This window comes from Streptomyces sp. CY-1 (assembly GCF_047218265.1).
GTDB lineage: Bacteria > Actinomycetota > Actinomycetes > Streptomycetales > Streptomycetaceae > Streptomyces > Streptomyces niphimycinicus.
Genome location: NZ_CP178393.1, coordinates 1,908,975 through 1,926,225 on the forward strand (window position 1 = coordinate 1,908,975; position 17,251 = coordinate 1,926,225).

Sequence of the window (17,251 nt, forward strand, 5' to 3'; positions counted from 1 at the left end):
GGGAGGGGCTGCCTCCGTGGGCGTAAGGGGACCGTACCGAGTCGGCCCCACTTTGCAAAGCCCGTTGACAAAAAGCCCTGGCCGGCCATCCGGTCACCGCCTCGTGGGCGCGGGACGGCCCGCCAGCCGTGGTGTGAACGTGGCGTGGAAGATGGTCGACGCGGCGCCGACGGCGGCGGCCTCGCGGCTGAGCACGGACCGTTCGACATCGACCCGGCGCAGTCGTCTGGCGGTCGGGAAGTCGTTGACGATACGGGAGATCTCGGCCGTGTAGAGGTCGGCGACCCCGTCGGTGAAGAACGGCCCGCCGAGCACGACCAGGTCGATGTCCAGCAGGTCCACCAGGGACAGGGCGCCCCTGCCGATCGCCCCGGCGACCTGGCGCACGGCCTGCTCGGCGGCCGGGTCACCGGCCCCGGCGGCCGCGCTGACCAGCCGGTGGGCCTCGCGCGGGTCGTGCGCGGCGCGCGGGCCGAGGACCATGCCGAGCCGGGCGGCGGTCTCCGGGATGGACACCGGCGGATTGCATTCGGGCAGGATCTCCGGTCTGCCGTCCGCGTCGACCCGTTCCAGGGCGACGGCGCACAACTGGCCGAACTCCCCCGCGTTGGCGCTGACTCCCCGGTGGATGTCGCCGCCCAGGAACAGCCCGGCGCCGACCCCGGTGCCGAGGTACAGATACACGAAGTCGCGGGCGCGCCGGTCGCGCCCGATCCAGCGCTCCCCGATGGCCGCGGCCGAGGAGTCCTTCTCCATGACGATGGGGCAGGGGAAGCGGTCCTTGAGCATGTACAACAGCGGCACATCCCGCCACACCGACAGCAGCGGCGGGTCCAGGACGGTGCCGGAGGCCACGTCCACGGGTCCGGGGGTGGCCACGCCGATGCCGAGGAATCCGCCGGGCCGCACCGCGCCACCGGCGGCGGACAGGACCCCGCGGCCCAGCCGGGCGATGTGGTCGACGAGCTGGTCCGGGCTCGCGGTCTGCGCGACGGGTTCCGTACGGCTGCGCACGAGGGCGCCGTCGAGGTCGACCACGACCGCCGTAAGCACCTCGGGGTCGACATGGATGCCCAGCGCGTGTCCGGCGTCACCGCGCAGCCGCACCGGGGTGCGCGGCTTGCCGGAGGTGGCCTGCCGCCGGTCGTCCTCGACCAGGATGCCGCGGTGCAGCAGCGAGCGGGAGATCCGGGAGACCGACTGCTGGGTGAGGCCGGTGCGGTGCGAGATCTCGCCGCGGGTGATGGTCCCGGCCAGCCGTACCGCCTCGATGACCACGCACTCGTTGAAGGAGCCGAGGTCGATCTGGTTCGCGCCGCCCCAGGACTCCCGGCGCTGCTCACCACCGGCCCGGGAGGCGTCGGCGAAGTGGGTGGCGATGGGTTCCCGGAGCCAGCGCACGGGCTGCCGCTCGCGGGCGGTGCCGGGCCGGCCCGCGTAGCGCGTGAGGGCGGCGGCCAGGTCGAGGTAGACGCGGTGCGAGGACTCCGGGTGCCGGGTGCAGTCCAGGCCGACCATGGCCCGCAGGAAGCTGCGCCAGGTGGTGCGCACCGGAAGGGCGTGGTGGACCACCCCGCCCCGGGCCCACCGCTGGGACGGCGGCCCGCCCTCCCCGGTGTCCCACAGGGTGATGGCGTGCAGGGAGGCGCCGGGGTGGCGGCGCCGGGCCTCGGCCAGATATCCCGCCGGTCGGTCCTGGCCACGCCGCTCCCCCGGCTCCGGGGGCGGCGGGACCTTCAGCGCGGCCTCCACCGCCGCATCGACGGCGGCGATGACATCGGCCCCCGGAGAGCCGCCCGGAGAGGCGCCCGGCGGGGCGCCCTGGTGGCGCTCGGGGGCGGCCGGGCGGGTCCCGACGAGCAGCAGCGCCCGGTGGGTGTCCAGATACAGCCCGAGCACCCACACCTCGGCCTGCGGGAGCGGGGGGCGGGTGGGCACGGCGGGCACGGTGGCGTGGCCGGGGGTGACCCGCCAGCGCTGGCGGATCGCGGCGACGGCCGCGTGGCTGTAGCCGAGTTCGCGGGCGACCGCGCGAGAGGCGCCGCCGCCGTCGGGCGCCAGCACCGTACGGGTGATGACCTCGGCCTCGTCGATGATGCTGGGCCGCCCGGGCCGTGGCCGCTCCCGCAGGCCCGCCAGGCCGGAGGCGTCGAAGCGCTGCCGCCAGTTGCCCACCGTCTGCCGGGAGACCTCGAGCCGCCGGGCGATCTCGGCGTTGCGCAGCCCCTGGGCGGCGAGCAGGATGACGGCGGCACGGACGGCACGCGAACCGCCCTCCGCCACCCAGCGCTCCAGCAGTCCGCGGTCCTCCTCGGGCAGCCCCGGGGCGTCCTGGTACGGCGGGTTCACGACGCCCCGCGCGCCAGCCGGAGGGTCAGAATCTGGAACGGGCGCAGGCTCAGGTCCAACTCGCCCCGGGTATGCGCCAGTTCGGCCGTGGGGTTCTCCATCAGGTCGGTGACCTGGGCGCGCTCGATGGCGAATCCGGCGGTCAGGGTGGTGCGGACCCGGCCGCCTCGCGATTCGTAGAGCCGGACCACCACGTCGCCGGAGCGGTCGTCGGCGAGCTTGACCGCCTCCACCACGACGCCCGGATCGCCCACCGCGACCAGCGGCGGCCCGGTGAGCCGGGGCGCGGCGGGGCGCAGCGGGAGGCTGAACGCGTATCCCGCGGCGACGGCGTCGCCGATGTCGGCGCCGGGGTACAGCGCATAGCGGAAGCGGTGCCGGCCCCGGTCGGCATGGGGGTCGGGGCTGTGGGGGCCGCGCAGCAGGGTGAGCCGGAGGGTCGTGGTCGTTCCGCCGTCCCCGCGGGTGCGGCGGGCGACGTCGTGCCCGTAGGTGGAGTCGGTGAGCAGGGCCGCGCCCCAGCCGTGTTCGCCGACGTGGATCCAGCGGTGCGCCCACGCCTCGAAGCGGGCGGCGTCCCAGCTCGTGTTCTCGTGGGTGGGCCGCTCGACATGGCCGAACTGGATCTCGGACGCGACGCGTTCGGCGTGCACGTCAAGCGGCCAGGCGGCCTTGAGGACGGTGTCCTCCTCCCGCCAGTCGATGTCCGTGTCGACCTCCAGGATCCGGCTGCCCGCGGCCAGGCCGAGGCGCTGTACGACGACGGACCGGCCGGTGGTGCGCTCCACCCGGACACAGGCCAGCAGCGGGCCCTCGTCGTCGAGCCGGACGGCGGTCGCGGTGTCCAGGTCGCGGTGGGTGTTGCGGTACTGGGCGTCCAGGTTCCAGGCGCTCCAGCGCACCGGATCGTCGGGGTGGAGCTGGAGCAGGTTCCCGGCGCCACCGGGCGCGATGGCCTCCCTGCGGCGGTCGTGGTCGTATGCGGAGCGGACCAGCCCGTCACTGTCGATATGGACCGTCAGCGCGCCGTTGGCCAGCACATATCCGCCGGCGGCGGGACGGGCGGTGACCGGCGCATGGTCGGTGGTGCCGGTGCCGAGGACGGCGGCGCCGAGCGCGGGGGCCTGGGCGAGCACGGCGTACCGGCCGTCGGACAGCTTCTGCACCGGGCCGCGTGCGGGCGGCGCATCCAGGCGGACCACCTCGCGCCGCCCGTGGGGAGCGGCGTTGAGGACGGCGAGTGGTTCCGTGGCGTCCGGGGTGCCCGCGGCGCGGGCGATGACGCGTTCCAGGCCGCGGTGGATGGCGCGGTAGGTCTGCTCGGCCTGCTGGTGGACCCAGGAGATGGCGGTGCCGGGGAGGATGTCGTGGAACTGGTGGAGCAGCACCTGCTTCCACAGCGCGTCGAGCGTCTCGTACGGATAGGGCTCGCCGGTGCGCACGGCGGCGGTCGCCGCCCACAGCTCGGCCTCGCGCAGCAGGGCCTCGCCGCGCCGGTTGCCGCGCTTGGTGCGGGCCTGGCTGGTGTAGGTGCCGCGGTGGGTCTCCAGATACAGCTCGCCGCGCCACACGGGCGCGTCGGGGTACTCCTCGCGGGCCTCGCGGAAGAAGTCCGACGGCGACTGGACACTGACCCGTGGCGAGCCTTCGAGGTCGGCCAGCCGCCGGGCCTTCTCCAGCATCTCGCGGGTGGGCCCGCCCCCGCCGTCGCCGAAGCCGAAGGGGGCCAGGGAGCGGGTGCCCGCGCCCTTCTCGGCGTACGTGGCGACGGCGTGGGCCAGCTCGGCGCCGGACAGGGTGGCGTCGCAGGTGTCCACGGGCGGGAAGTGGGTGAAGATCCGGGTGCCGTCGATCCCCTCCCACCAGAAGGTGTGGTGGGGCGGCTTGTTGGTCTCGTTCCAGGACAGCTTCTGGGTGAGGAACCAGCGGGCGCCCGCGAGCGCGGCGAGCTGCGGATAGGCGGCGGTGTAGCCGAAGGAGTCGGGCAGCCAGACGCCGTCGGTCTCCACACCCAGCTCCTGGGCGAAGAAGCGGCGGCCGTGGACGAGCTGACGTGCCAGGGCCTCGCCGCCGGGCAGATTGCCGTCGGCCTCGACCCACATGCCGCCGACCGGCACCCAGTTGCCGTCGGCCACCGCCTTCTTGATCCGCTCGAAGACATACGGCTGGTGGTCGCGCATCCAGGCGTAACTCTGGGCGGACGAGCAGGCGAAGACCAGCTCCGGGTACTCCTCGGCCAGCGCGGCCACGGTGGAGAACGTCCGGGCGCATTTGCGCACGGTCTCGCGCAGCGGCCACAGCCAGGCGGAGTCGATATGGGCGTGTCCCACGGCCGCGATGGTGTGCGCGGTGTCGTGGGCGCGCCGGTCCAGGACCGGGCGCAGGATCGCGCGGGCCGCCGGGGCGCCCGCGGCGACGCGGCGCGGGGGCACGCTGTCCACGGCCCGCTGGAGGGCGCGCAGGATCTCGTGGCGGCGCGGCAGTCCGAGGGGCAGTTCGCGCATCAGCTCGTCCAGCACCTCCATGTCGTGGATGAGCTGCCAGACGTCCTCCTCGCGGACCACGAGATCGGCGCGGCGCAGGCGGTACAGCTCCTCCTCGCCCGCGGTGAGCCGGTGGCCGTAGTGGGTGCCGATGCCCGCGCCGCCGACGATGGGCGGATTGGCGGCGGCCTCGACGAGCAGGCACACGCTCTCGCCACCGACGGCGCGGAGGGTCAGCGGCACCGAGCGGTTGTGGGGGTGCAGGCCCTCCAGCGGGGTGCCGTCGGCGTCGTGGACCAGGCCCTCGGCCTGGCCTCCGGGGCCGCGCGAGAGATCGAAGCCGAGGTCGAACAGGGCCTCCACCCGGCGGCCCGCCCACCGTTCGGGGACCGTGGCGGTGGCGCGGAACCAGGTGGTCGACCAGGGGCCGCCCCAGCTTCCACCGGTGACGAACGGCCGGTACTCGGCGCGCAGCGCGTCGGCCACCGGCACCGGCTCCCCCGGGAGGTGCCAGGCGGCGACCTCCAGCGGGACGCGGTCGCCGTACAGCGCCGGGCGCAGGCGCTCGGCGATGAACTTCGCGATGCGCTCTTCCACGGCGTGCCGGTCGTCGTGCATGGTCGGCCCTTCCTCCTGCCTGCCCCCGGGAAAGTGCGCGTGACGCTCATGTAAAACCATGTGTGTTATCACGTCAACGCTTCGGCCCAATTACCGTCCCGTTGTCCTGAACTGGGGCTGTGACCTGCGGATTTATTCGGCAAAGGAAGCGGTCCGACGCCCTGTCAGGAGGAAAATGAGCGGCCTTCCATCGGCTGTGTCAGATAAGAGAATTGACAGCGGGCACGGAAATGCGGCGGGGAGGAGTCGGCGTTCTCCTCCCCGCCGCGAGGGCCGTCCGGCGATTCCCCTCGGGTGGTCCGGCGCGGCCCTGCTCGGTCCCGGCTCAGCCGGTGGTGAAGGTGAAGTCGTCCAGGTCGAAGAGGTTGCCCTGGCCGGTGACGCCCTTGAAGACGAAGTAGAGCGTCGTCGTCCCCGAGGGGGCGCCGCCGAGCGTGGCGCTCACGTCCTGGAAGTTCTCCCAGCCGCCGGTGGCGGGCACGGTCGCGGTTCCCAGCAGCGTCCCGGTGGGGCTGCCCGCGCGGACCTCGATGGTGCCGCCGGGTCCGCCGGAGGAGATGCGGGCCGTCAGCTTGGTGGCGTTGTTGAGGAGGTACGGCTTGAAGGAGATCCAGTCGCCGTTGTCGGTGAAGCCGACCGTCTTGCCACCGTGCGCGGTGGAGTGGCTCGCCTGCTCGATGCCCTGGAACGCGGTGTAGTGCTCGGCCTGGCGGTGCTTGGGCTGAGCGACATGCTGGGTGTGGGTGGTCAGCGCGGGCTGGCCGCCCGCTCCCTTGTCGGTGTATTCGGCGTCGAAGACCCCGAAGATATTGGCGTTCTCGTCGTGTTCCCCGTCCGCCAGCGTCTGGAGGGTGCCCTCACAGCCGGTGGCCGAGGTGATGGGGTGGGCGTGGCTGTCGTGGCCGAGCAGGTGGGTGATCTTCACCTTGGCGCAGTCGATGGTGCCGTCCTCCGGGTCGCTGACCTTGATCCGGAAGGGCACCTTGTCACCGAAGGTGAACAACTGGCCGTCGCCGGGCAGTTCCAGGGTGACCGTCGGCGCGGTGTTGCCGACGGTGATGTGGACGCTCGCCGTACCGGTCAGGCCACCGGGGTCCCGGGCGGTCAGGGTGGCGGTGTAGGTGCCGTTGGCGGAGTAGGTGTGCGCCGGGTTGGCCTCCGTGGACTTGCCGCCGTCGCCGAAGTCCCAGTTGTAGCTGATGGCGTCGCCGTCGGGGTCGCTGGTGCCGGATGAGGAGAACTTCACCTGGAGCGGGGCCTTGCCCGAGGTCTTGTCGCTGGACGCCTGGGCGACCGGCGCCCGGCCGCCGACGACGTTCTCGATGCGGTACAGCGCCGAGTTGGCGTCACCCGCGCCCCATCCGGTGCCGTAGTCCAGGACGTACAGCGCGCCGTCCGGGCCGAAGGCCATGTCCATCACCTGGGTGCCGGTCCAGGGGAAGGCGTTGATGGAGCCGACCGTGCCGTCCGCGCCCTGGTCGATCCGCTTGATCCACTTGCGGCCGAACTCTCCCGCGAAGAAGTCACCGTCGTACTCCTGCGGAAACTTCACCGGTGAGTTGAGGTTGGCGTCGTAGCGGTAGACCGGTCCGGCCATCGGGGATTCCGAGCCGGAGCCGAACTCGGGCACCGACCCGCCGTCGTAGGGAATCCAGGCGGCCTGGGCCGGGGGCAGATCGGTGAGGCCGGTGTTGTTCGGCGAGGTGTTTTTCGGCGCGGCGCAGTTGAAGGCGGAGCCGGAGGTGCCGGTGGCGAAGTCGTAGTCGATGTACGGCTGGTTCTTGCCGACGCAGTAGGGCCAGCCGAAGTTGCCCGCCTTGGTGACCCGGGCGAACTCCACCATGCCCTGCGGGCCTCGGGTGGAGCTGGCGTTGCCCGCGTCGGGCCCGTAGTCGCCCACGTGGACCACGCCGGTGGGCTTGTCGACACTCATCCGGAACGGGTTGCGGAATCCCATCGCGTAGATCTCGGGGCGGGTCCTGGCGGTGCCGGGGGCGAAGAGGTTGCCCGCCGGGATGTCGTACGAGCCGTCCGCCTTGACCTTGATGCGCAGGATCTTGCCGCGCAGGTCGTTGGTGTTGCCCGCGCTGCGCTGGGCGTCGAAGGCCGGATTGCGGCTCGCCCGCTCGTCGATGGGGGTGTAGCCGTCGGAGGCGAAGGGGTTGGAGTCGTCGCCGGTCGACAGATACAGATTGCCCTGTGCGTCGAAGTCGATGTCGCCGCCGACGTGGCAGCACATGCCGCGGGAGGTCTTGACCTCCAGCACGGTCTTCTCGCTGGCCCGGTCCAGGGTGCCGTCGGTCTTGAGCACGAACCGGGAGAGCCGGTTGACGCCGTCGAACTTGGTGAAGTCCGCGGCCGTGCCGTTCTCCGGGGCGTCACCGCCCGGTGTGTTCAGCGGCGGCGCGTAGTAGAGGTAGATGAAGCGGTTGGCGCTGAAGCCCGGGTCGACCCCGACGCCCTGGAGCCCCTCCTCGTCGTGGCTGTACACCGGCAGGGTGCCGGCGACCTTGATGGTGCCTGCCGCGTCGGTGAGCCGCAGGGTGCCGTCGCGCGAGGTGTGCAGCACCGAGCGGTCGGGCAACACGGCCAGCGACATCGGCTCACCCGTCTCGGCCACCCCCTTGGCGAGGGTGACCTGCTGGAACACCGGGGCCGCGGGGGCGGCGGCCGTCCGGTCGGGGTCGGGCTCGGCGTCCGCCGCCGGGGCGGTGAGCGTCAGAGTGGCTCCGGTGAGCAGTGTTCCGGCGAACAGCGCGAGGGATCTGCGCAGTCCGAGGCGTTTCCTGTGCACGAAGGTCCTCCGTATGCAGTGGGGATACTCGCGGAAGTGCTGAGCACAGGCGCGCGCCGTCGCGCCGCGGTACGGGCCTTCGGCAGGGTGGAGGGGACCCTTGTGCCCGTACCCATTCCGGTAGCCGAATGGCAATCGTCCATTCGAACGTAATGAGGGTTCAGGAGCGGTGTCAATGACCGTACCCGGATCCGGTCCGGCCCGGGGTGCGCGGCGGTGTGCGGTGGCGTGCGGGGCTCAGTGCTCGCCGAGGCGCCTCAGCAGGGTCCGCAACGAGTGGGCCGCCTCGGTGACATGGACGGCGATCTCGCTCAGCCGGGCGTCGTCCATCCGGCTGCGCGGCGCCGAGCAACTGATCGCGTCGCCGCCGCCGTGGCCGGTACCGAGCGGGACCGCCACACAGCGGATGTCCACCGAACTCTCGCCCTCGTCCTGTGCCCAGCCGCGCTTACGGGCGTCGGCGAGCTGGGCGAGCAGCTCGTCCGGGTCGGTGACGGTGCTCGGAGTCAGCGCCGGCAACGGCCAGTTGAGCCGGCGCTGGATCTCCGCCGCGTCGTACTGGGACAGGATCGCCTTGCCGAGCGCGGTGGCATGCGCGGGCAGCCGGCGGCCGACCGCGGAGTACATCCGCAGGGCATGGCGGGATTCGCGTTTGGCCAGATAGACGACGTCCGTATCGTCCAGCCGCCCGAGGTGGACGGCCTCGCCGGTCTCCTCGGCCAGCAGGTCGAGCACGGGCCCGGCGATCCCGGCGAGGTCGTCGCTCTCCAGATAGGCGGTGCCGGTCAGCAGCGCCTTGAGGCCGAGGCTGTACAGCGTTCCCGACGGGTCCGTCTCGACCCAGCGGCGGGACTCCATGGTGCGCAGTACGGCGTGCAGGCTGCTCTTGGGCACGGCCAGGGTGCTCGCCATGTCGGCGAGGGAGAGCCGGGCGCCCTCGGCACCGAGGAGTTCGAGCACTTCCAGGACGCGCGCCGCGGACTTGACGTCCTCGTGACGCCGGACCCGCGCTGCTCCCGACACCGATTCCACGCCAGCCTCCGCTCCTCGGCCCGACGCCCCGCTGGCCCCGGTTGCCGACACCTTACGCAGCTTGTCTTGACGCTATATCACGGCAAGCCTATGTTCCGTTACTCCAACGTCATTCGGTCTTCTGAACGCTTCGGCATGAGGCAGGGGCTCATATGCGCTCCTCCCCCCACGGAAGGAACATGAGATGGCACAGAGTCCCGGCACCAGTCGCCGGACCTTTCTGACGGCCACGGCCGCCGGCGCCCTGGGCGGCGCCGCGCTCGCCGTGGCGGGAGGCCGGGCGGCCGCCGCCACGCCCGCCGTCCCCGGGTCAGCCGCCGCCGCGCCCCGTCTCGCCCCCTCGCCGAACGTGCACATCTTCTACTACCCCTGGTACGGCAGCCCGGCGGTCAACGGCTCCTGGCGCCACTGGCCCCAGGGCGGCCTCACCCCGCCCGACCGGATCGGCTCCGACTTCTACCCGGCGGCCGGAGCATACGACTCCGGCGACCGCGCCGTGGTCGACCGCCATATGGGGTGGCTGGCCCAGGCCGGCACCGGTGTGCTCGTCACCAGTTGGTGGGGGCAGGGCGGTTACGAGGACCAGCGGGTGCCACCGCTCCTGGACGCGGCGGCCGCGCGCGGGCTGAAGGTGGCCTGGCATATCGAGCCGTACGCCGGGCGCACCGCGCAGTCCGTGGTGGACGACATCGGCTATCTCATCCAGCGGTACGGCGGCCACCCGGCGTTCCACCGGGACGCGGCGCACGGCGACCGCGGCGCGTACTACGTCTTCGAGTCCCTGCGGATCGCCGACTGGGCCCCGCTGGACCAGGTGGCCGACCGCGCCATCGTGCTGGCCCAGACCACGGATGTGTCGAAGGTCGCGCACTTCGGCGGCATGTACACCTATGACGCCATCGCCGCGGGCAACAACCCGCAGTGGGCCGGTCCGGCCGCGTACTGCCGTGACCACGGCATGGTCTGGGCACCGTCCATCGGCCCCGGCTACCTCGACGACCGCGCCGTGCCCGGGAACACCACGCCCACCCTGGAGCGCAACGACGGCGCCACCTACGACCTGGAGTGGAACAACGCCCTCTCCCCCGCCAACGGCGGCCCGCCCACCTGGGTTTCGATCACCTCGTTCAACGAGTGGCACGAGGGCAGCCAGATCGAGCCCGCGGCCTCCGCCCCGCCCACCGCGCAGAGCTACCGGACCTACAGCGGGGCGTACGGGAGGACGGGCGCCGCGGCCGAGACGGCGTATCTCGACCGCACCGCGTACTGGGTGGCCCGGTTCGAGACGGCTCGCCGCCGCTGAGGTGTGGTGTGCCGGGGCCCCGGTGCCAGGGGCCCCGGTGCCAGGGGCCCCGGCGAACCGCGCTGGATGTCGAGGACCGGGCGGTGTGGGCGCCCGGGGAGAAGCGCACCATGTTGGCACGTATCCGGGAGGGCTCCTGGCCGGCGCAGATGATGCGTGTCGCTTCGATGTCGCTTCGGTGCCTTTTCCGGGGCGTGGCTTCCAGGCTCGCACCCGCACGCGGACTCGCGCAGACTGAGTCCCGACGCGTACCTCAACCAACTGGGCGAATTCCTCAAGGTCCGCCGGGCCGAGCTCAGCCCCCGTACCGTCGGACTGCCCGACAGCGCGGGCCCGCGTCGGGTGGCAGGTCTGCGCCGGAAGGAAATCGCCCGCCCCCGGCGCCGGGCGCGGCAGAAAGTCCAGCCGCAATTGCGGCGGCTGCTGGACGACCTCACCGCCACCCCGGCCGTCGTCATGGGGCGGCGCATGGACATCATCCCACGACGGACTGCGCATCCTCGCCTCCTGCGCCGCCGACCAGCATCTGTCGGCGTCACCGGCCGACTGAGACCCGGCCGCACCGCTCCGGCGGGATGTGCATAGGCTGAGCTCCTGTCAGGACAACAGCGGCACGGGGGACACGATGCGGAAAGAGGCGGTTCGGCACCTTCGCTGCCCCTACTGTTCCGGCGGTTTGACGATGGCCGACGGCGCGCTGCGGTGTTCCCAGGGGCACAGCTTCGACGTGGCGAAGCAGGGCTATGTGAATCTGCTGCGCGGGGCCGCCAAGTTCAGCGCGGACACCGCGGAGATGGTGGCGGCCCGCGCGGATTTCCTGGCCGCCGGTCACTACGCACCGATCGCCGGGGCTCTGGCCGCGCTGGCGCGCGAGACGGCACCGGCGCCGACAAGCGGGGACCCCGGCTGCGTCGTGGACATCGGCGGCGGCACGGGCTACCACCTCGCCCGGGTGCTGTCGGAGTTCCCGGGCTCAGAGGGCGTCCTGCTGGACATCTCCAAGTTCGCCGCCCGCCGGGCCGCGCGGGCGCATCCCCGTATCAGCGCGGTGGTGGCCGACGCCTGGGACGAACTGCCGTTCGCCGACGGGGCCGCGTCGGTGGTCCTCAATGTCTTCGCACCGCGCAATCCGGCCGAGCTGCGGCGGATGCTGCGCCCCGAGGGTGTGCTGCTGGTGGTGACGCCCCGGCCGGATCATCTACGGGAGCTGGTGGAGGCCCTGGGGCTGCTGCGGGTGGACGAGCAGAAGGACGAGCGGCTGGCGGACCGGTTCTCGGCGCATTTCACCGAGGTGGCCCGGGAGCGCTCGCGGAGCACCATGACGCTGGACCACCAGGCCGTGCCGCAACTGGTGGGGATGGGGCCCAACGCCTGGCACCAGCAGGGCGAGCGGCTGAGGGAGCGCGTCGCGCTGCTGCCCGAGCCCTGCGAGGTGACGCTGTCCGTCACGCTCACCGCCTACCGTCCGCTGGTCTGACGCCCCGGGCCCACCGGGCTGCGCCCGGCACCGGTCAGCTCCAGACGGTGTATCCGCCGTCCACGCGGATCGCCTCGATGCCGCTGATGTACCGGGCGCCGCAGCGGTCCTGGGGCAGGACGAGCTGCGGTCCCGCGCGGTCGAGCGGGGTGCCGTCGATGGTGACCGCGAGGAGGACGGGGGCTCGGCCGAAGTCCGGGTCGATCTCGGCCCAGGACAGCAGCGCGCGGTGGCCGTCCGCGCCGCGCACGGCGATCAGGAAGCGCAGGCGGTCCTTGCGCCGGGCGGGGTCGAAGGCGGGACCGGCGGAGACCAGGACGTCATGCAGATACGGTCCGGTGAAGCGGTGCCGCTGGATGCCATTGGTGGAGCAGTCGAAGCTGACCTGTGCCCGGTGCTGGGGCCAGGAGAGCAGTTCGGACACCGTCAGCCGGGCCGGACGGGTCACATCGCCGGTGAGGGCGAGCTCCGCCACCGGACCGGCGGCCGTACCGGCGGCTACGAGGGAGTCACTCACGGGCTACCACCTCCTGGAGGACCGTTACCCGACCCCCCGTCCCGCGCAAACGCACATGCCATGCTGAAGGATCAAAGGTCCGGCTGATACGAGGTGCAAGGCTGCCTTCCCCTCGCATCTGCGGCGTAGCACCCGACTCATCCGAGGTCCGGGCTCCCGGTCCGCAGGCGCCAGCGCCGGCCAGCGTGGACGAGCGTCTCGGGATGACCAGGACGGTGAGGTCGCCTGCCAGGCCCTGCCCAGCCCCGCGGAGCCCAGCGAGATCGCCAGCAGGATGTAAGTCTCATTTGCCAATAGACCATGTGCTATGGTGGCTGGGTGGCCAGAGAAGAATCGGACTCAGCGCGGCGGATTCCCGCGACCGCGGCGGCGATGGTGGACCTGCTCAACTCCCGGCCGCACGGCCCCGGCTTTCCGGACACGCTCCAGACCCCGGAGACGGCGGGCGCCGTTCTGCGCCCGTTCGGCCAGCCCGCGGCGGAGGCGCCGGCACCGCAGCGCATCGCCAAGATCCGCGGGCTGCGCACCATCCTCATGGACATCGCGTCCGCGCCGGACAGCGCCGGGGCGGCATCCGGCTGGGCCCAGTTGGCCGAGCGGGCGTCCGCTGTCACGCTGCGGCAGGATTTCTCGGAGCCCGGGGCGGTGCGGCTGCGGCAGGTGAGCGGCGACCCCGTGGTGGGTGGCATCACCCTGGCGGTGGCGGAACTCGTCTCCGACGGCACCTGGCCCCGTATCCGCATCTGCGCCAACGAGCTGTGCGGCCATGTGTTCTACGACACCACGCGCAGTCGCACCCAGCGCTGGCACTCATACGAGGTCTGCGGCAACAAGAGCAATGTGGCCGCGTACCGAGCCCGGAAGAAGACCCGGCCCGGAAGCTGACACCGGACCGGGTCTCGCCAACTCCCTCGCGAAGACGCGGATGAGGGTCAGCTCAGCGGGACGTCGAGGACCGCCTTGCGGTGGCTGAACGTCTCCAGTGAGTAGCGGCCGTGGTAGTTGCCCATGCCGCTCTCCCCGACACCGCCGAACGGCAGGGTCGGCACGGTCAGATGGAAGATCGGAAAGCCGAAGTTGACGGCACCCGAGGAGGTTTCGGCGATCAGCCGGGCCCGGGTGGTGTCGTTCTCGGTGAAGGCGTAGAGCGCGAGCGGCTTGTCGCGGTCGTTGATGAAGGCGATGGCCTCGGTGAGGTCGGCGACGGTCAGGATCGGCAGGATGGGACCGAAGATCTCCTCGCGCATCACCGGCTCGTCGGGCTTCACATCCATCAGCACGGTCGGCGCGATGTACTTCTCGGCGCGGTCGCTCTGTCCGCCGGTCACGGTACGGCCGGAGCCGAGCAGTGCGGTCAGGCGGTCGAAGTGGCGCTCGTTGACGATGCGACCGTAGTGGTCGGCGGCCTGCGGGTCGTTGCCGTAGAGCTTCTCGATCGCCTGGGTCAGGGCGACCGCCAGCGCCTCGGCGGTGTCCGGGTCGGTGAGGACGTAGTCGGGGGCGACGCAGGTCTGTCCGGCGTTGGAGAACTTGGTGGACGCGATGCGGGCGGCGACCGCGGTGAGGTCGGCGTCGCGGTCGACGAAGACCGGCGACTTGCCGCCGAGTTCAAGGGTGACGGGGGTCAGATGCTCGGCCGCCGCGCGCATCACGATCCGGCCCACGGTGCCGTTGCCGGTGTAGAAGACGTGGTCGAAGCGCTGGGCCAGCAGCGATGTCGTCTGCGCGACGCCGCCCTCGACCACGGCGGTGGCCTCGGTGTCGAGGTAGTCCGGAAGGAGCCGGGCCAGCAGGGCGGAGGTCTGCTCGGCGAGTTCGGAGGGCTTGATGACCACCGCGTTACCGGCCGCCAGCGCCGCGGCGACGGGGGTCAGCAGCAGATAGATCGGATAGTTCCAGGCCGAGAGGACCAGGGCGACACCGAGGGGGTCGAGTTCGGTGCGGGCCGTGGTCCCCTTCGGCAGATGGGAGACGGTGACCTCCGCGGGCTGCGGGGCGAGCCACTCCTCCAGGTGCTCGAGGCAGTCGTCGATCTCGCGGACCGTGATGTCGATCTCCGCGCGGTCGACCTCGGCGGGGTTCTTGCGCAGATCGGCCCAGAGGGCGTCGGCGATGGCCGCACGGTTGTCGGTCAGCAGCGCGCGCAGCCGGGTGAGCTGCTCGCGGCGCCAGGCGAGAGACTTGGTGCGGCCACTGCGATGGGTCTCGCGCAGCCGCGCCACGAGGGCGGCGGCGTCGGTCTCGGTCAAGGCGGGGTAGGTGGTGGTCATGGGGCATCCCGTTCTATGGAAAGGGGCCCGGCCCGCGGGCAGGGTGTGCTGGACAGTGACGTAAGCGCCTTTTGGATTTAGACGCTTACGTTATAGCACACATGACCCCCCGCACGTGATCTTCTATGGTTGATGGACCATGTACGCGTGCCCGTCCCGGCCGGGCGGCTTCCACACCGATGGCGCCGCGCGATTACCCGGCGGTTCCGTTCACCGTGGCCGGGCACAGCCGCCGCGGCGCGGTGTCGTCGCGGAGCCTCGCGTCCACACAGCCACCGGGCAGGCCCTTGTGGGATGTGCTGCCGAAGTTGGCGGTGACGGTGAGGGTGCCGTCGCCGAAGACGGTGCGCTGCACAGTGCGATCGGCGGTCAGCGCGCGGAAATCGGTCAGCGGCTCGGCACCGGCCGCCTTGTGCAGGGGCGCGAAGTACCTCTGGAGGGTGGCGAGTTCGTGGCCGTGCTGCTTCAGCGAGTCACCGGTGAGCACGAAGTTGAGCGGGGTGTTGTACAGCATGCCGAGCAGCGCGCGGTCGGTCTTCTGCCGCGGCAGCTTGTCGTACGACAGCTCCCAGCGCTCGGTGTTCACCACGGAGTCATGGAGCGCGGTCTCGTACAGCGGCACCCGGTACACCGGGTCGTACATCGCCTTCGCCACATCGGCGGGCAGCTCCACGGGCTTGAAGAAGACGCCCGGCGCGTCGGCGGGGGCGTAGCCGCCCCAGGTCTCCTTGTCGCGCTGCGCCGTCCACAGACCGCCCGCCACCGGGGTGCCCGAACCGTGGTCGAAGGCGAGGTCCCGGTTGGCCCAGGCCCCGGCGGACTCCGAACCCAGGACCAGCCCGCGGTCGGACAGCCGCTTCATCCGGGCCAGCCGGTTGGCGCGGTCCCGCCCCTTGGTCATGGGGTGAGCGGCGCTGTGGTCGCGGAACAGCTCACCGGCCGCGTCCACATCGAGGAAGTAGCTGTCGGCGCCCGCCTTGGTCATCTCGCGGGTGCGGTCGGCGAGATAGTGATGGCGCGGCTCGGCCTTCTCGAACGCCTCGGAGGAGAGATAGCAGCCGCGGTCGTGGAAACCGGGGACGGGCTTGCCATCGGCGTCCCGGACACAGAAGTCCGGGTACACCGTGCCGGGCCAGGTGGACGTCGGCGCGTCGGAGGTGGCCGGGTCCTGGCCGTTGGCGAACGAGTCGTACGGGCCGACGAGATAGCCCGCCCGCTTCGCGGCCGCGGTGGCCGCGGCGTCCATCGGCCGGTCGTCGGCGTCGTAGCCGAGCCACATGCGGTCCACGCCGAGACCGCGCAGCCTGCCCATGAAGTCGGCCTTGCGGGCATCGCCCCACAGATAGGCGTGGAAGGCGCCGAGCAGCTTCCCGGTGGCCGGTGTCTCCCGGATCTTCTCCCGCAGGCTCTTCAGTTGTCCGTGCTCGCCGAGCCAGGCGCGGTAGTCGCGGGCGGCGGCCACCGGGGAGCCGTCGGTGAGGGAGAAGGCCACGGTGTACCGCGTGGTGCCGTCGGCGCGCGAGAACCGGTGGGTGGCGGCGGTGCGCAGCTTGCCCGCGTCGGAGGTGACGCGCAGCGATGTGCCGATGTCACTCGGCACGAGATAGCTCACGCCCTGGCGGTCGCCGAGCGTGTAACCCCACAGCGGCATCGACAGATCCGACTCCATGGCCATGTCGGTGTCGACCAGATCGGCCCGGGAGGAGTTCCAGAAGCGGTCGGCCACCGGCAGCGACAGCCCCTCACCGCGCGGCAACTGTACGGCGGTGGCGCGCCGGTCGGTGCCGGTGACCGGCCAGGAGAGGGTGCGGGCGGTCTCGCCCGCGGCCTTTCCGGTGGCCTTTCCGGTGGCCTTTTCGGTGGCTGTGCCTGCGGCCTTTCCGGTGGCCGTGCCGGTGGCCTTTCCGGTGACTGTGCCTGCGGCCTTTCCGGTGGCCGTGCCGGTGGCCTTTCCGGTGACTGTGCCTGCGGCCTTTCCGGTGGCCGTGCCGGTGGCCTTTCCGGTGGCCGTCACCGACAGCTCCAGGCGGCCGTTGTCACCGGCGCGGGCCGTGACGTCCAGTCCGGTGTCCGGATAGCTCCAGCGGGCGGTGCCCGGGGCGGTGGTCACCGAGCCGGGCTTCCCGGGAGCGGTGGCGGCGGGCGCGGACAGCTCCACGGTCCCCTGCCCCGTACGGGCCGTGACCCGCAGCGAGGTGGTGTCGACGGTGGCGGTGCCGCCCGACACCGGGACCTCCACCCGATGGCCACCGACCACAACCGGCCGGGGTGCGTCCTTCCCGGAGCGGGTGGTGCCGGAGTGGGTGGTGGAGGCGAGGGTGGTCGAGGCGAGGGCGAGGCAGGACACCGCGCCCGCGAGCGCCGCCGCGGCGGTCACCCGCGGCCCGGTGAAGTGGGTTCGTTTCATG

Annotated in this window: 10 protein-coding genes and 1 pseudogene; 4 read left to right on the plus strand and 7 right to left on the minus strand. The window is 72.0% G+C overall.

The annotated features are described in order from the left end of the window. Positions 1–93: 93 nt before the first annotated feature. The 4 genes from ACK1X7_RS07890 to ACK1X7_RS07905 all read right to left on the minus strand — a co-directional run bounded on the left by ACK1X7_RS07890 (position 94) and on the right by ACK1X7_RS07905 (position 9,276). Positions 94–2,349 carry an ROK family protein gene (locus ACK1X7_RS07890; RefSeq protein WP_398160469.1) on the minus strand — a complete coding sequence of 752 codons (2,256 nt, stop codon included), beginning with the start codon at positions 2,347–2,349 and terminating at the stop codon, positions 94–96. After that, the gene (locus ACK1X7_RS07895; RefSeq protein WP_398160471.1) at positions 2,346–5,450 is read right to left on the minus strand and encodes an alpha-mannosidase; all 3,105 of its coding nucleotides are present in this window, start codon (positions 5,448–5,450) and stop codon (positions 2,346–2,348) included. The genes ACK1X7_RS07890 and ACK1X7_RS07895 overlap by 4 nt, the downstream gene beginning before the upstream one ends. Before the next feature lie 325 nt (positions 5,451–5,775). Beyond that, entirely contained in the window at positions 5,776–8,244 is a 2,469-nt protein-coding gene (locus tag ACK1X7_RS07900; RefSeq protein WP_413114857.1) for a PQQ-dependent sugar dehydrogenase, read from the minus strand. Between the two features lie 237 nt (positions 8,245–8,481). Beyond that, the gene (locus ACK1X7_RS07905) at positions 8,482–9,276 is read right to left on the minus strand and encodes an IclR family transcriptional regulator (RefSeq protein ID WP_216344249.1); all 795 of its coding nucleotides are present in this window, start codon (positions 9,274–9,276) and stop codon (positions 8,482–8,484) included. A 184-nt stretch (positions 9,277–9,460) separates the two neighbouring features. Here ACK1X7_RS07905 and ACK1X7_RS07910 point away from each other — a divergent pair, with 184 nt between their 5' ends. The 3 genes and pseudogenes from ACK1X7_RS07910 to ACK1X7_RS07920 all read left to right on the plus strand — a co-directional run bounded on the left by ACK1X7_RS07910 (position 9,461) and on the right by ACK1X7_RS07920 (position 12,056). Next, complete coding sequence (locus ACK1X7_RS07910; protein ID WP_385147762.1) at positions 9,461–10,579, plus strand: glycoside hydrolase family 99 protein; 1,119 nt, start codon at positions 9,461–9,463, stop codon at positions 10,577–10,579. Between the two features lie 234 nt (positions 10,580–10,813). Beyond that, positions 10,814–11,059 (plus strand): annotated as a pseudogene (locus ACK1X7_RS07915) (transcriptional regulator); the annotation flags it as partial. A gap of 145 nt (positions 11,060–11,204) precedes the next feature. Then, complete coding sequence (locus tag ACK1X7_RS07920) at positions 11,205–12,056, plus strand: putative RNA methyltransferase (protein WP_413114858.1); 852 nt, start codon at positions 11,205–11,207, stop codon at positions 12,054–12,056. Between the two features lie 34 nt (positions 12,057–12,090). Here the strand turns inward: ACK1X7_RS07920 and ACK1X7_RS07925 are convergent, their stop codons facing one another. Next, a complete protein-coding gene (locus tag ACK1X7_RS07925; protein ID WP_385147768.1) occupies positions 12,091–12,573 on the minus strand; it encodes a molybdopterin-dependent oxidoreductase in 483 nt (160 codons plus the stop codon). A 318-nt stretch (positions 12,574–12,891) separates the two neighbouring features. On the opposite strand from ACK1X7_RS07925, the gene ACK1X7_RS07930 reads away from it, so the two are divergent. Continuing rightward, positions 12,892–13,458, plus strand: coding sequence for a CGNR zinc finger domain-containing protein (locus ACK1X7_RS07930; RefSeq protein WP_398160473.1), 567 nt, complete (start codon positions 12,892–12,894; stop codon positions 13,456–13,458). 47 nt (positions 13,459–13,505) lie between these two features. Here the strand turns inward: ACK1X7_RS07930 and ACK1X7_RS07935 are convergent, their stop codons facing one another. Both ACK1X7_RS07935 and ACK1X7_RS07940 read right to left on the minus strand, forming a co-directional pair. Next, positions 13,506–14,843, minus strand: a complete 1,338-nt coding sequence (locus ACK1X7_RS07935; RefSeq protein WP_413114859.1) for an aldehyde dehydrogenase family protein — start codon at positions 14,841–14,843, stop codon at positions 13,506–13,508. A gap of 193 nt (positions 14,844–15,036) precedes the next feature. Continuing rightward, on the minus strand, positions 15,037–17,250 hold the full coding sequence (locus tag ACK1X7_RS07940) for a glycoside hydrolase (RefSeq protein ID WP_413114860.1): 2,214 nt from the start codon (positions 17,248–17,250) through the stop codon (positions 15,037–15,039). Position 17,251: the final 1 nt, after the last annotated feature.